This window comes from Streptomyces sp. CB02959 (assembly GCF_002803155.1).
In the GTDB taxonomy this organism is placed as follows: domain Bacteria; phylum Actinomycetota; class Actinomycetes; order Streptomycetales; family Streptomycetaceae; genus Streptomyces.
On sequence record NZ_NNBP01000025.1, the window covers coordinates 89769 to 105476 of the forward strand.

Consider the following 15708-nt stretch of genomic DNA (forward strand, 5'->3'; position numbering starts at 1 on the left):
GGGCACCGCCCGCAGACATCCGATGTCTGGGGCATTATGACCCGAGGGGCCCGCTCAGCGCCCGTCCCCGCCCGCCGGGTCCTCCCACAGCGTGCTGGGCGCCTCGCGGCGGACCACCGGGGCGATCTCCTCGGCGAACCGCTGGAGGGTCTCCACCTGTTCGCCGTGCTCCAGGCCGAAGCCGTCGACGGTGATCGACTGGAGGTCGTGCCCGTACACCGCGTGGTAGCCGAGGATCTTGTCGATGATCTGCTGCGGCGAACCGATCAGCTGCGGGCCGTCCGCGATGGCGTCCTCGATGGTGCGGAACGGGGTGTTGTAGCCGGCCTTGCCCGCCAGATGCGGTCGGAAGGTCTGCGCGACCTTCGCCTCGTAGAGGTCCTTGTAGCGGGCGATCGCCGCCCGTTCGGTGTCGGCGATCAGCAGCCCGCCGGAGCCGGCGGCCACCCGGGCCCGCGCCGGATCATGGCCGTGGGCGGCGAACCGCTCGCGGTAGTGCGCGATCAACTCGGCGTAGGCGGCCCGCGGTTGGATGGCGTTGGCGGTGAACAGCGGGTCGCCGTGCTTCGCGGCGAGCTCGGGGGAGTTGCGGCTGGTGGCCGAGCCGTGCCAGATCCGCGGCGGACCGCCGTACGGGCGCGGCAGGGTCGTCACGTCCTTCAGCGGCGGCCGGAACTCGCCCGCCCAGTCGACGTTCTCCTCGCTCCACAGCCGGCGCAGCAGCTCGTACTTCTCGGCCTGGAGGTCCCACTGCCGCTCCTCGTCGAGCCCGAACAGGTCGAAGTGCCCGGCCTCCGCGCCCTTGCCGATGACGAGTTCCAGCCGGCCGCGGGCGAGCTGGGTGAGGGTCGCGTAGTCCTCGGCGACCCGCACCGGGTCGAGGACCGCCACGACGGTCACCCCGGTCAGCAGCCGGATCCGGGACGTCCGGGCGGCCAGGGCCCCCAGCACCACCGACGGGCTGGAGGAGAGGAACGGCCCGGCGTGCCGCTCGCCGACGGCGTACGCGTCGAAGCCGAGCCGCTCGGCCGCCACGGCGGTCTCGACGACCTCCGCGAACCGGTCGGCGGGTGCGGGCAGACGGCCGGTCAGCGGGTGCGGGGCATGGCCGATCAGGGAGAGCACGGAGAATTTCATGGTGTCCTTCCGGCGTGGGGTGCCGCCCGGTCGGGTGGGCGCGCGGCCGGCCTCCGACGGTGGCTCACCTCACTGTGCGCGCCGGACGTTGCCGCCGTATGTCGGCCGCGTGGCGGGGGTACGGGAACGACCGCGGCGCGCGCCCCGTTCGGGGACGCGCGCCGTGCGGTGCTCGGGAAAAGGGGGGTGGGGCGGCCCTTCGGACCGCCCCACCCCCGTTCACCGATCGGCCTGCCGGCCGTGCGTCAGCGCTCCAGCATGCCCTTGACCCGGGCGCGCACGTCCTCGGTGTCCAGGCCGCGGATGGTCAGCGTGGTCCGGCGGCGCAGCACGTCGTCGACGGTCTCGGCCCACTCGTGGTCCCGGGCGTAGGCGACCTGCGCCCAGATCTCCGGCGCGTCCGGGTGGATCCGCTCGGCCAGCGCCGAGTCCTCGTTCGCCAGCCGGGCGATGTCGAAGGAGAGCGAGCCGTAGTGGGTGGCGAGGTGCCGCGCGGTGTCGGCGGCCATCCGCGGGCCGGGGGTGCCGCCGTCGATCAGCAGGCGGTGGGCGACCGCGTTGGGGTTGGCGATACCGGGCAGCGGGAGCTTCTTCGGCAGCTGCGAGATCGGCTCCATGTCCTCGGCCAGCGGGTGGCCGGGCAGCGCGGCGAGCTTGTTCATCACCGTGCGGCCGATGTGCCGGAAGGTCGTCCACTTGCCGCCGGCCACCGACAGCATCCCCGCGCGGCCCTCGGTGACCACCGTCTCGCGCTTGGCCTTGGAGGTGTCGCCGGGACCGCCGGGCAGCACCCGCAGACCGGCGAAGGAGTAGGTGATCAGGTCGCGGGAGAGCTGCTGGTCGCGGACGGAGAAGGCGGCCTCGTCCAGGATCTGGGCGGTGTCCTTCTCGTTGACCGAGACGTCCGCCGGGTCGCCCTCGTACTCCTCGTCGGTGGTACCGAGCAGCAGCATGTCCTCCCAGGGGAGGGCGAAGGTGATGCGGTACTTGTCGATCGGGGTGGCCAGCGCGGCCTTCCAGGGGGAGGTGCGCTTGAGGACCAGGTGGGCGCCCTTGGACAGGCGGATGGAGGGGGCCGCGTTGGGGTCCTCCATCTTGCGCAGGTGGTCGACCCAGGGGCCGGTGGCGTTGAGGACCAGGCGGGCGTTGACGCCGAACTCGGTGCCGTCCAGGCGGTCCTTGAGCTCCGCGCCGGTGACCCGGCCCTGGGTGAAGCGCAGGCCGGTGACCTCGGAGTGGTTGAGGACCGTGGCGCCGGCGTCGACCGCCGCGCGGACGGTCATCAGCGCCATCCGGGAGTCGTTCATCTGGTCGTCGCCGTACACGGCCACGGCCTTGAGGTTCTCCGTGCGCAGCTCCGGCACGTCGCGCTGGGCCTTGGCCGGGCTTATGACGTGGCCGACGCCGTCGCCGAACGCGGAGAGCGCGGAGTAGGCGAAGACGCCCGCGCCGAGCTTGGCCGCGCCGTGCGGGCCGCCCTTGTAGACCGGCAGGTAGAAGGTGAGCGGGTTGGCCAGGTGCGGGGCCACCTGGCGGGAGACCGCGCGCCGCTCGAAGTGGTTCTCCGCGACCAGCTTCACCGCGCCGGTCTGCAGGTAGCGCAGACCGCCGTGCAGCAGCTTGGAGGACGCGGAGGAGGTGGCGCCGGCGAAGTCGCCGGCGTCCACCAGGGCAACCCGCAGTCCGGCCTGCGCGGCATGCCAGGCGGTGGAGATGCCCAGGATGCCGCCGCCGATCACCAGGAGGTCGTACGTCGCCTTGGACAGCTGCTCCCGGGTTTCGGCGCGGCTCGGCAGGGAACCGGCGGCCGGGTGCGTCCCGAGGGCCGGGACGCTCTGCAGGGTGCTCATGATGTGCTCCTCGTCAGCTCTCGTCGTCGAGCCAGCCCATGGTCCGCTCAACGGCCTTGAGCCAGTTCTTGTACTCGCGGTCACGGATGGCCGCGTCCATGCGGGGGGTCCACTCGGCGGCCCGGCGCCAGTTGGCGCGCAGTTCGTCGGTGCTGGACCAGAAGCCGACGGCCAGACCGGCCGCGTAGGCAGCGCCGAGGCAGGTGGTCTCGGCGACCATCGGGCGCACCACGGGGGCGTCCAGGAAGTCCGAGATGGTCTGCATCAGCAGGTTGTTGGAGGTCATACCGCCGTCGACCTTGAGCGCGGTCAGTTCGACGCCGGAGTCCTTGGTCATGGCGTCGGTGATCTCGCGGGTCTGCCAGGCGGTGGCCTCGAGGACGGCACGGGCGATGTGCGCCTTGGTGACGTACCGGGTCAGGCCGGCGATGACGCCGCGGGCGTCCGAGCGCCAGTAGGGGGCGAACAGGCCGGAGAAGGCTGGCACGAAGTACGCGCCGCCGTTGTCCTCGACGGTGCTGGCCAGCGTCTCGATCTCGGCCGCGCTGTTGATGAGCCCCATCTGGTCGCGCATCCACTGGACGAGCGAGCCGGTGACGGCGATGGAGCCCTCCAGGGCGTAGACCGGCTGCTCGTCGCCGATCCGGTAGCCGACCGTGGTCAGCAGCCCGTTGTAGGAGTTCACCGGCTGGTGGCCGGTGTTCATCAGCATGAAGGTGCCGGTGCCGTACGTGGACTTGGCCTCGCCCTCGGCGAAGCAGGTCTGGCCGAAGAGCGCGGCCTGCTGGTCGCCGAGCGCGGAGGCGACCGGGACGCCTTCGAGCACACCGGCGGCGGTGGTGCCGTAGACCTCGGCGGAGGAGCGGATCTCCGGCAGCAGGGCCGCCGGGATGTCCATCGACGTGAGGATCTTCTCGTCCCACTGCAGGGTGTGCAGGTTCATCAGGAGGGTGCGCGAGGCGTTGGTGACATCGGTGACGTGCCGGCCGCCGTTGACCCCGCCGGTGAGGTTCCAGATGACCCAGGAGTCCATGGTGCCGAAGAGGATCTCGCCGCGCTCGGCGCGCTCGCGCAGGCCCTCGACGTTGTCCAGCAGCCAGCGGATCTTCGGGCCGGCGAAGTAGGACGCCAGCGGCAGGCCGGTCTCCCGGCGGAAGCGGTCCTGGCCGACGTTGCGGCCCAGCTCCTTGCAGAGCCCGTCGGTGCGGGTGTCCTGCCAGACGATGGCGTTGTGGACCGGCTCACCGGTGTTCTTGTCCCAGAGCAGGGTGGTCTCGCGCTGGTTGGTGATGCCGATCGCCTTGACGTCGGCCGAGGTGAAGCCGGGGTTGCTCTGCGCGGCCTTGTCGATGGCGCCCTCGACGACCTGCTGGACGTTGGTCCAGATCTCGGTCGCATCGTGTTCGACCCAGCCCGGCTTGGGGAAGATCTGCTCGTGTTCCTTCTGGTCGACCGAGACGATCCGGCCGTCGCGGTCGAAGACGATGCAGCGGCTGGACGTGGTGCCCTGGTCGATCGCCGCGATGAACGGGCCGTGGCCGTGCGAGGAGGTGCTGGGGGTGTCGCTCATGGTGTGCTCCAGGATTCGGTGCGGGCGGAGGCGGGGTGGGCGGGGCGGCTCAGGCGAACGCCAACTGGTAGATGCCCCCGGCGATGGCTCCGCCGATCAGCGGGCCGACGACCGGGATCCAGGCGTAGCCCCAGTCGGACCCGCCCTTGTTCGGCAGCGGCAGCAGCGCGTGCACGATGCGCGGACCGAGGTCGCGGACCGGGTTGATGGCGTATCCGGTCGGACCGCCCAGGGAGAGGCCGATACCGGTGACGACCAGGGCGACCAGCAGAGTGCCGATCGCGCCCACGCCCTTGCCGTTGTCGCTCAGCCCGAGGGTGAGGATCGCCAGCACGAGCACGATGGTGGCGATGATCTCGGTGACGAGGTTCTGCACCACGTTCCGGATCTCCGGGCCGGTGGAGAAGATGCCCAGCACCGGGCCGGCCTTCGGAGCGGCGGCCGGGTCGACCATGCCCTCCTCGCCGTTGTGGCCGGCGAGCACCTCCGGGTCGCTCAGGTGCGCCCGGAACTGTCCGTAGTACGTGAGCCACACCAGGACCGCACCGATCATGGCGCCGAGGAACTCACCGGCGAAGTACACCGGCACCTGGTTCCACTCGATGCCGCCCTTGATCGCGAGGCCGATGGTGACGGCCGGGTTGAGGTGAGCGCCGGACTTGGCGGCGATGTAGGCACCCGTGAGGACGGCGAAGCCCCACCCGAAGGCGATGGCGACCCATCCGGCGTTGAACGCCTTGGAGCGCTTGAAGGTGACGGCGGCGCACACGCCACCGCCCATCAAGATCAGAACAGCGGTACCGATGGTCTCGCTGATGAAGATGTCGGAGCTGGACACCCGCGACTCCTTTGTCCTTCGTCCAGGGGAAGGCGAACCCCGGGTCCCTCCGGTGGTCCGCACCCTCCGAGAGGGCGTTGGTCGGCCCGCGGCAGTCCACACCATAACGCTTATTGCCGTTAGGTGTTCGGCAATGCCGACCGACGAACGGCAGTTTTATTTACCTCCCAGACCTCGTCAAGGGTTCTATGGCGAAAAACTTAGGTGAACATTTAGGGCATAAGCGGTCAGAATCGCCCTGCTCCCAGGTCACGGGAGACCGCACGTGCGCAATCCCTCACCGCAGCGACGATTTCCGGCCGCAGTTCACCGTCCCGACAGACCCGTTCGACGGCCCCGGTGACCCCCACCGCACCCACCGGCATCCGCCGCCGGTCGTGGATCGGCGCGGCGATCGAGGCCACGCCCTCCCAGGTCTCCTCCACGTCCGCGGCCCAGCCGCGCGCCCGCGTCAGGTCCAGGACCGCCTCGAAGTCCGTCAGGCCGGTCGTGGTCCGCGGCGTGAACGCCTCCCGCTCGACCTCCACGGCCTCGCTGTGCGCCACCGGGTCGTAGGCCGACAGCACCTTCCCCAGCGCCGTGCTGTGCAGCGGCTGCATCGCGCCGACCTCCAGCACCTGCCGGCTGTCGTCGGGGCGGAAGACGTGGTGCACGATCAGTACGCCCCGCTGGTGCAGGACGCCCAGGTAGACGCTCTCCCCGCTGGAGCGGGCCAGGTCGTCGGTCCACACCAGGGCGCGCGCCCGCAGCTCGTGGACGTCCAGGTAGCTGTTGCCGAGCCGCAGCAGCTCGGCGCCGAGCTGGTAGCGGCCCGACGCCTGGTCCTGCTCCACGAAGCCCTCCTGCTGGAGCGTGCGCAGGATGCCGTGGGCGGTGCCCTTGGCCAGTCCCAGGGAGGAGGAGATGTCGGAGAGGCCCAGTCGCCGTTCTCCCCCTGCGAGCAGCCGCAGCATCGCGGCTGCCCGCTCCAGCGACTGGATCGTGCGTGCCATCGGGCGACCTCCGAAATAGCTGGTTCGACAATGCTGAACGATATCGGCCCATGCCGACCATGAGGAGAGGGCCGGGCCATCGACGATCATGGATAACGGACGGAGCCGCGCTCGGGAACCGCTGTCCACGCCGTGGAATGGGGAACACTCGTTCCGGCCCGGAAGCTACGCTGGCCGGGTGCGCCCTCTTCAGGGAGGGGTGCAAAGCCGACAGCCGTCGCAACCACGGGAGCATCACCATGGCCTCGAAAACGCCATCGTCCACCAGCTCGTCCCGCGTCACCTCGTTCCGCGAAGCGCTCGCTTCACGGGTCGTGGTCGCCGATGGAGCGATGGGCACGATGCTCCAGGCGCAGGATCCGACCCTGGAGGACTTCCAGCAGCTGGAGGGCTGCAACGAGATCCTCAACCTCACCCGGCCCGACATCGTGCGCTCGGTGCACGAGGAGTACTTCGCCGTGGGTGTGGACTGCGTGGAGACCAACACCTTCGGCGCGAATTTCGCCGCACTGGCCGAATACGACATCGCGGACCGGGTCCACCAGCTGTCGCAGGCCGGTGCCGCGATCGCCCGTGAGGTCGCCGACGAGTTCACCGCCTCCACCGGGCAGCAGCGCTACGTCCTGGGCTCCATGGGTCCGGGCACCAAGCTCCCCACCCTCGGGCACGTCGACTACGCCACGCTGCGGGACGCCTACCAGAGCAACGCCGAGGGCATGATCGCCGGCGGCGCGGACGCGCTGCTGGTGGAGACCACCCAGGACCTGCTGCAGACCAAGGCCGCCGTGCTGGGCGCCCGCCGGGCCCTGGAGGCCACCGGCACGGACCTGCCGATCATCTGCTCGGTGACGGTGGAGACCACCGGGACGATGCTGCTGGGCTCGGAGATCGGGGCGGCGCTGACGGCGCTGGAGCCGTTGGGCATCGACATGATCGGTCTGAACTGCGCGACCGGCCCGGCCGAGATGAGCGAGCACCTGCGCTATCTGGCGCGTCACTCCCGCATCCCGCTGTCCTGCATGCCCAACGCCGGCCTGCCGGTCCTGGGCAAGGACGGTGCGCACTACCCGCTGTCGGCGTCCGAGCTGGCCGACGCCCAGGAGACGTTCGTCGGCGAGTACGGGCTGTCCTTGGTGGGCGGCTGCTGCGGCACCACGCCCGAGCACCTGCGGCAGGTCGTCGAACGGGTCCGGGGCCTTGCTCCCACGGCCCGCGAGGCGCGTCCCGAGCCCGGCGCGGCGTCGCTGTACCAGACGGTCCCGTTCCGCCAGGACACCTCCTACCTGGCGATCGGTGAGCGGACCAACGCCAACGGGTCGAAGAAGTTCCGTGAGGCCATGCTGGAGGGCCGCTGGGACGACTGCGTGGAGATCGCCCGCGACCAGATCCGCGAGGGCGCCCACATGCTCGACCTGTGCGTGGACTACGTGGGCCGCGACGGTGTGGCGGACATGGCGGAGCTGGCCGGCCGGTTCGCCACCGCCTCCACCCTGCCGATCGTGCTGGACTCCACCGAGCTCGATGTGATCGAGGCGGGGTTGGAGAAGCTCGGCGGCCGCGCGGTGATCAACTCCGTCAACTACGAGGACGGCGACGGTCCGGAGTCGCGCTTCGCGAAGGTGACGCGGTTGGCGACCGAGCACGGTGCGGCGCTGATCGCGTTGACCATCGACGAGGAGGGCCAGGCGCGCACGGCGGAGAAGAAGGTGGAGATCGCCGAGCGGCTGATCGCGGACCTGACCGGCAACTGGGGGGTGCGCGAGTCGGACATCCTCATCGACTGCCTGACGTTCACCATCTGCACCGGTCAGGAGGAGTCCCGCAAGGACGGCATCGCCACCATCGAGGGCATCCGGGAGCTGAAGCGGCGTCATCCGGACGTGCAGACGACGCTGGGCCTGTCGAACATCTCCTTCGGTCTGAATCCGGCCGCCCGCATCGTGCTGAACTCGGTGTTCCTGGACGAGTGCGTCAAGGCCGGCCTGGACTCGGCGATCGTGCACGCCTCGAAGATCCTGCCGATCGCACGTTTCGACGAGGAGCAGGTCACCGTGGCGCGGGACCTGGTCTACGACCGGCGTGCCGAGGGCTACGACCCGCTGCAGAAGCTGATGGAGCTGTTCGAGGGCGCGACCGCGAAGTCGTTGAAGGCGGGCAAGGCCGAGGAGCTGGCGGCGCTGCCGTTGGAGGAGCGGCTCAAGCGGCGCATCATCGACGGCGAGAAGAACGGCCTGGAGGCCGACCTCGAAACGGCGCTCCAGGACCGTCCGGCGCTGGACATCGTCAACGAGACGCTGCTCGACGGCATGAAGGTGGTCGGCGAGCTGTTCGGCTCCGGCCAGATGCAGCTGCCGTTCGTGCTCCAGTCCGCCGAGGTCATGAAGGGCGCGGTGGCCTACCTGGAGCCGCACATGGAGAAGTCCGACGACGAGGGCAAGGGCACGATCGTGCTGGCCACCGTCCGCGGCGACGTCCACGACATCGGCAAGAACCTCGTCGACATCATCCTGTCCAACAACGGCTACAACGTCGTCAACCTGGGCATCAAGCAGCCCGTCTCCGCGATCCTGGAGGCTGCCGAGGAGCACCGGGCCGACGTCATCGGCATGTCCGGACTCCTGGTCAAGTCCACCGTGATCATGAAGGAGAACCTGGAGGAGCTCAACCAGCGCAAGATGGCGGCCGACTACCCCGTCATCCTCGGCGGCGCCGCCCTGACCCGCGCCTACGTCGAGCAGGACCTCCACGAGATCTACGAGGGCGAAGTCCGCTACGCCCGGGACGCGTTCGAGGGCCTGCGGCTGATGGACGCGCTCATCGCCGTCAAGCGCGGCGTCCCCGGCGCGACCCTGCCCGAGCTGAAGCAGCGCCGGGTGCCGCAGCGGGCCGCGCAGGCCGCCGAGCCGGAGCCGGAGCAGGGCGCGGTCCGCTCCGACGTCGCCGTCGACAACCCAGTGCCGACCCCGCCGTTCTGGGGCACCCGGGTCATCAAGGGCATCCAGCTCGCCGACTACGCCTCCTGGCTCGACGAGGGCGCCCTGTTCAAGGGGCAGTGGGGACTCAAGCAGGCCCGCACCGGCGAGGGCCCCACCTACGAGGAGCTCGTGGAGACCGAGGGCCGGCCGCGGCTGCGCGGCTGGCTGGACAAGCTCCAGACCGAGAACCTGCTGGAGGCGGCCGTCGTCTACGGCTACTTCCCGTGCGTGTCCAAGGGCGACGACCTGATCCTGCTGGGCGAGGACGGCACCGAGCGCACCCGCTTCACCTTCCCCCGGCAGCGCCGCGGCCGCCGCCTGTGCCTGGCCGACTTCTTCCGCCCCGAGGAGTCCGGCGAGACCGACGTCGTCGGCCTCCAGGTCGTCACCGTCGGCTCGAAGATCGGCGAGGCCACCGCCGAGCTGTTCGAGGCCAACTCCTACCGCGACTACCTCGAACTGCACGGCCTGTCCGTCCAGTTGGCCGAGGCGCTGGCCGAGTACTGGCACGCCCGGGTCCGCGCCGAGCTGGGCTTCGCCGGGGAGGACCCGGCGGACGTCGAGGACATGTTCGCGCTGAAGTACCGCGGCGCGCGCTTCTCCCTCGGCTACGGCGCCTGCCCGGACCTGGAGGACCGCGCCAAGATCGCCGACCTCCTCCAGCCCGATCGGATCGGCGTCCAGCTCTCCGAGGAGTTCCAGCTCCACCCGGAGCAGTCCACCGACGCCATCGTCATCCACCACCCCGAGGCCAAGTACTTCAACGCGCGGTGACGCGGTACCGCCCGGGGCCAGGGGGACGTTCCCCGGGCCCCGGGTGGTGACGCACCGTAGCGCAGGGTGCCCGGCGGAGCGCCCGGGAAGCGGATCCTTCGCACTCCCCGGGCGTTCCGCCGGGCACGGTCGTACACTGGTCGGTCCGGTAGTGGCCGGTTGTTTCCCCCCGCCGGGGGAGGCGGCCGGCCTTTTCGTCCCTCCGGGGACGTCCCAACGGAGGTGGATGGATGACCAGCAGCATCCCCGCAGTCGGCACCCGCACGGCCGAAGCCGCGACCCTCCAGGCCGTGTTCCTCGATCTGGACGGCACGCTCGTCGACACCGAGGGCTTCTGGTGGGAGGCCGAGGCGGAGGTCTTCGCCGGGCTCGGCCACACCCTCGACGAATGCCACCGGGAGGTCGTGGTCGGCGGTCCGATGTCCCGCAGCGCCGGCTACCTGCTCCGGGCGACCGGCGCCGACATCGGCCTGGCCGAGCTGAGCACCCTGCTCAACGAGGCGTTCGCGGCCCGGATCAGCCGCGGCGTCCCGCTGATGCCGGGCGCCCGCCGGCTGCTGTCCGAGCTGGCCGCGCACCGGGTGCCCACCGCGCTGGTCTCCGCCTCGCACCGGACCATCATCGATCAGGTGCTGCACTCCCTCGGCCCGGAGAACTTCGAGCTCACCGTCGCCGGCGACGACCTGATGCGGACCAAGCCGTACCCGGACCCGTATCTGACGGCCGCCGCGCGGCTGGGCGTCGACCCGGCCCGGTGCGCCGTCGTCGAGGACACCCTGACCGGGGTGCGGGCGGGGGAGGCGGCCGGCTGCCGGGTGGTCGCGGTGCCGTCCGTGACACCCATTCCGCCTGCTCCGGGGCGGACCGTGGTGCGCTCCCTCGAAGAAGTCGATCTCCCTTTTCTGCGGGCGCTCATCACGGAAAGCCAGGGAACCGTGCACTGAGCGTACTGCGGGGAATGCTCCGGAACTCACGGCAGCGAACCGCTTATTTTCCGTGACGAATACCCGGGGGAATTCGCATGGCGGACCGGCCGCTAGGATGCGTGACGTTTCTCACGCGCCAGGCCGTCGACAGAGGGCCCGGCCGGTGTTCCAGGGGGTCTCATCGATGGTTTCTACGGGGGCAAGTGTCCGGATTGATGGGGCAACGTGCGATACGTTCCACCGTCCGGTTATCGATCACCGAGTCTCCGTTATCCGACCGCCATATCGATGTAACTTCCTTGCGTCGATGACCCGCTGGCGGCGCCTACTAATCTCGACGCGAGCAACACCTCTGCGCTGATAAGGAACCTGCCGACGATGAATCGCAAGACCTTGGTGCTGCCGGCGCTGGCCGGTCTCCTCGCCCCGGCTCTCGCTGCTTGCGGCAACACCGACGGTGCGGGCTCGGGCGGCTCGCCGATCGTCGTCGGCGTCGCCTCGCAGATCGAGGCCACCAAGGCGGCGCCGGCGCCGCTCGATCCGGCTCAGGCGTACGACGTCGACGCCTGGAACGTGTTGCGCAGCACCTTCCAGACGCTGATGCGGCAGCCCCGGACCGGCACCGCCGTGGTGCCCGAGGCCGCCGAGTCGTGCGGCTTCCGGGACACCCAGAACGAGCAGTACCGATGTACGTTGCGCAGCGGCCTGAAGTTCTCCAACGGCCATGCGCTGACGGCGCAGGACGTGAAGTTCTCCATCGACCGGCTGCGGACCATCAACTACACCAACGGTCCGGTGTCGCTGCTCGACGACATCGACCGGGTCGAGACGCCCAGCGACAGCGAGGTGGTCTTCCACCTCACCAAGCCGGACGCGACCTTCCCGCAGAAGCTCGCCACCCCCGCCGCGGCCATCGTCGACAGCCAGGTCTACCCGAAGAACAGCCTCTACAAGGGCTGGGAGACCGTCGGTTCGGGCCCGTACGAGCTCAAGACCGAGCACAGCGGCGACCGCCTCACCAAGGCCGTCTTCACCAAGAACCCCGAGTACAAGGGCGGGCTGCAGGTGAAGAACGACAAGGTCGAGATGCGGTTCTTCGACGACTCCGCGGACATGGAGGCGGCGCTCCGCAAGGGCGACATCGACCTGCTGAGCCGCGGTCTGACGCCCGACCAGGTCAAGAGCCTGCAGAACTCCCACGACAAGCACCTCATGCTCCAGGAGATGCCCGGCCAGGAGATCCGCTACATCGCCTTCAACACCAAGGACCCGGCCGTCTCCAACAAGGCCGTCCGGCAGGCGATAGCCCAGGTCGTCAACCGCTCCCAGCTGGTGCGCGACGTCTACGCGTACACCGGCGACCCGCTCTACTCGCTCGTCCCCAGCGGCCTCAACGGGCACATCAACGCCTTCTTCAACAAGTACGGCGACCCCGACGTCGCCGCCGCCCGGCAGACCCTCCAGCAGGCGAACATCACCACCCCGGTGAAGTTCACCCTGACGTACAGCAAGAACCACTACGGCCCCAACACGGCCAAGGAGTTCGCCGCCCTCCAGCAGCAGCTCAACAGCACCAAGCTGTTCGACGTCAGCATCAAGGGCATCGACCGCTGGCAGCAGTTCCGCACCGACGAGTCGAACGGCAAGTACGCCGCGTTCGGCATGGGGTGGTTCGCGGACATCCCGGATGCGGACAACTACATCGCGCCGTTCGTGGGCAAGGGGAACTTCCTCAACTCCCCGTACCACAACGACACGATCGAGTCCCAGCTGATCCCCACCACCCGCCAGCAGACCGACCGCAACGCCGCCGGGGCCGGCTTCAAGCAGGCCCAGGACATCCTCGCCGAGGACGTCCCGTACCTCCCGCTGTGGCAGGGCAAGCAGTACGTCGCCGCCCGCGACAGCGTCACCGGCGTCGAATGGGCCCTCAACTCCTCCTCGGCGCTGCAGATCTGGGAGCTGGGCCGCGGCGTCTCCAACTGACCGTCGCCCGCTCCGCACCGTCCTCGCCGCGGCGGCCCGCCGCGGCCCGACCGGCATCACCAGAACGTGAGGAACCACCGAGTGAAGCGTGACCAGTGGCTGGCCGCCCCGATCCGAGCGGGGCTGGCGACAGCCCTGCTCGCGGTCGCCGGGTGCGGCACGGACACTTCGGAGTCGTCCGGCCACGGCGAACCCGTCGTCATGGGCATGACCGACAAGGTCGTGTCCACCGACCCAGCCTCGGGCTATGACCCCGGCTCCTGGCTGCTGTTCAACAACGTCTTCCAGTCGCTGCTCAGCTTCCCCAAGGGCGGGACGACCCCGGAACCGGAGGCCGCCGAGAGCTGCGGCTTCACCGGCTCCGACAGCAAGGTCTACCGCTGCACCCTGAAGGACGGACTGACCTTCAGCAACGGGGACAAGCTCACGTCACAGGACGTCAAGTTCTCCTTCGACCGCATCCGGAGCATCAAGGACAAGAACGGCCCCGCCGTGATGTTCGCCGCCCTGGACAACGTCGAGACCCCGGACGCCCGGACCGTGGTCTTCCACCTCAAGACGCCCGACGCGACCTTCCCCATGAAGATCGCCTCCGGCGCCGGCTCCATCGTCGACCACACGGCCTACCCCGCCGACCGGCTGCGCACCGACGGCAAGGCCGTCGGATCCGGCGTCTACGCCCTCGACTCCTACAGCCCCCAACAGGCCAAGTTCTCCGTCAACACGTCCTACAAGGGCCCCGCCAAGGCCAAGAACTCCGGGATGACCCTGAAGTTCTACGGCAACCGCGACCAGCTCAAGCAGGCCGTCCAGAGCGGCGGCGTCGACGTCGCCTACCGCGGCCTGGCCATGAAGGACATCGCCGCGCTGGACCGCGCCTCGCTGAACCAGCAGCACGGCACCCAGGTCGTGGAGGGCGGCAGCGCCGAGGTCATGCACCTGGTCTTCAACCTCAAGGACCCGGTAGCCGGCAAACTCGGCGTCCGCAAGGCCGTCGCCTACCTCCTGGACCGCTCCACCCTCGTCCGGGACGTCTACCAGCGCACCGCCGAACCGCTCTACTCGGTCGTCCCGGCCGGCATCACCGGCCACAACACCGCCTTCTTCAGCACCTACGGGGACCGCCCGCAGCCCGACAAGGCCACCGCCGCGGTGCGCGACGCCGGCATCCCGGGCAAGGTCCCGCTCACCCTGTGGGCCACCCCCGACCGGTTCGGCCCCGGCACCGTCGCCGCCGTCCAGGAGATCGCCACCCAGCTCAACGCCAGCGGCCTCTTCGACGCCAAGGTCCGCAGCGTGCCCACCAAGGAGTACGACGAGGGCATGGCCGCCGGCCGGTTCGGCGTCTACGTCAAGGGCTGGATCCCCGACTACCCGGATCCGGACAACTTCACCCAGCCGTTCTTCGGCAAGGACAGCGTGCTGGCCAACCACTACAGCTCACCGGAGATCACCGGCCGACTGCTGCCCGCGACGTCCGACCAGCCCAACCGCGGCGCCACCAAGGCCGCCTTCCGCGAGCTCCAGGACATCGTCGCCAAGGACCTGCCGGTCATCCCGATCTGGCAGGGCAAGCAGTACGCGGTCGCCCGCCAGGGCGTCTCCGGCCTGGAATGGACCCTGGACTCCTCGACCGTCTTCCGCTTCTGGGAGATCAGCAAGTCGGCCGACGCCTGAGCCGGCCCGGCGGCACGCCGGAACACCACGGCGGCGGGGCCGGACCGGGACACCCCGGTCCGGCCCCGCCGCCGTCCGCGCCGCGGCTACTGCGCGCCGGGCCGCACCAGCCCGCTCTCGTACGCGTACACCGCCGCCTGCACCCGGTCCCGCAGCCCCAGCTTCGTCAGCACGTGCCCCACGTGCGTCTTGACCGTCGTCTCGCTGACGAACAGATCGGCGGCGATCTCCGCGTTCGACAACCCGCGGGCCACCAGCTTCAGCACCTCCACCTCCCGGTCGGTGAGCGTGTGGAGGGTGCCAGGCACCGGCTCCTCACCCGACGGCAGATGCTCGGCGTACTTGTCCAGCAGCCGGCGGGTGATGCTCGGCGCGAGCATCGCCTCGCCCGCCGCCACCACCCGGATCGCCTGCACCAGTTCGTTGGCCGGGGCGTCCTTGAGCAGGAAGCCGCTGGCCCCGGCCCGCAGCGCCTCGACGACGTACTCGTCCAGGTCGAACGTGGTCAGCACCAGCACCTTCGCCGGACCGTCCTTCGCCGGGCCGGTGATCTGCCGGGTCGCCTCCACACCGTCCATCCGCGGCATCCGGATGTCCATCAGCACCACATCGGGCTGCAACGCCCGCACCTGGTCCAGCGCCTGAAGCCCGTCGCCCGCCTCACCGACGACCGCCAGATCCTGCTCGGCCTCCAGAATCATCCGGAAACCCGTACGCAGCAGGGGCTGGTCGTCGACCAGCAGGACGCGGATGGCCACAAGCTCTCCTTCGACGAGGCTCGATCTACTCGATCCGCTCCATTCTGCCCTGCGGCCCACTCCGGCCCTCCGCCGGGCGCACCGGCAACGACCACGCCGTCCGGAGAGCGCCCCCGGACCCCGGCCGGATCAGTCGCTGCCGCCTCCCGCCACCGGCAACGACTGCGTCTCCCGGGGGCAACCCCCGGACCCCCGGCCGAATCAGTCGCCGCCGCCGCCCACCAC

General features: G+C 70.0%; 10 protein-coding genes. 4 read left to right on the plus strand and 6 right to left on the minus strand.

What is annotated here, in order from left to right:
- Nucleotides 1-54: 54 nt before the first annotated feature.
- The 5 genes from CG747_RS33570 to CG747_RS33590 all read right to left on the minus strand — a co-directional run bounded on the left by CG747_RS33570 (nucleotide 55) and on the right by CG747_RS33590 (nucleotide 6387).
- Complete coding sequence (locus CG747_RS33570) at nucleotides 55-1137, minus strand: LLM class flavin-dependent oxidoreductase (RefSeq protein ID WP_100605643.1); 1083 nt, start codon at nucleotides 1135-1137, stop codon at nucleotides 55-57.
- Nucleotides 1138-1382: 245 nt separating this feature from the next.
- Nucleotides 1383-2987, minus strand: a complete 1605-nt coding sequence (locus CG747_RS33575; protein ID WP_100605644.1) for a glycerol-3-phosphate dehydrogenase/oxidase — start codon at nucleotides 2985-2987, stop codon at nucleotides 1383-1385.
- A gap of 13 nt (nucleotides 2988-3000) precedes the next feature.
- Entirely contained in the window at nucleotides 3001-4557 is a 1557-nt protein-coding gene (glpK, locus tag CG747_RS33580) for a glycerol kinase GlpK (protein WP_100605645.1), read from the minus strand.
- Nucleotides 4558-4606: 49 nt separating this feature from the next.
- Nucleotides 4607-5395 (minus strand): MIP/aquaporin family protein, encoded by a 789-nt coding sequence (locus tag CG747_RS33585; protein WP_100605646.1) that lies wholly within the window; start codon nucleotides 5393-5395, stop codon nucleotides 4607-4609.
- A 227-nt stretch (nucleotides 5396-5622) separates the two neighbouring features.
- Complete coding sequence (locus CG747_RS33590) at nucleotides 5623-6387, minus strand: IclR family transcriptional regulator (protein ID WP_100605647.1); 765 nt, start codon at nucleotides 6385-6387, stop codon at nucleotides 5623-5625.
- A gap of 239 nt (nucleotides 6388-6626) precedes the next feature.
- Between CG747_RS33590 and metH the strand changes: the two genes are divergently transcribed.
- The 4 genes from metH (at nucleotide 6627) to CG747_RS33610 (ending at nucleotide 14725) form a co-directional block, all read left to right on the plus strand.
- Nucleotides 6627-10136, plus strand: a complete 3510-nt coding sequence (metH, locus tag CG747_RS33595) for a methionine synthase (protein WP_100605648.1) — start codon at nucleotides 6627-6629, stop codon at nucleotides 10134-10136.
- Between the two features lie 230 nt (nucleotides 10137-10366).
- Complete coding sequence (locus CG747_RS33600; RefSeq protein ID WP_100605649.1) at nucleotides 10367-11080, plus strand: HAD family phosphatase; 714 nt, start codon at nucleotides 10367-10369, stop codon at nucleotides 11078-11080.
- 360 nt (nucleotides 11081-11440) lie between these two features.
- Complete coding sequence (locus CG747_RS33605; RefSeq protein WP_100605650.1) at nucleotides 11441-13048, plus strand: ABC transporter substrate-binding protein; 1608 nt, start codon at nucleotides 11441-11443, stop codon at nucleotides 13046-13048.
- A gap of 81 nt (nucleotides 13049-13129) precedes the next feature.
- Nucleotides 13130-14725: an ABC transporter substrate-binding protein gene (locus tag CG747_RS33610; protein WP_100605651.1), complete on the plus strand. Its 1596-nt coding sequence runs from the start codon at nucleotides 13130-13132 to the stop codon at nucleotides 14723-14725.
- Between the two features lie 86 nt (nucleotides 14726-14811).
- On the opposite strand, the gene CG747_RS33615 is transcribed toward CG747_RS33610, so the two are convergent.
- Nucleotides 14812-15483, minus strand: a complete 672-nt coding sequence (locus CG747_RS33615; protein ID WP_100605652.1) for a response regulator transcription factor — start codon at nucleotides 15481-15483, stop codon at nucleotides 14812-14814.
- Nucleotides 15484-15708: the final 225 nt, after the last annotated feature.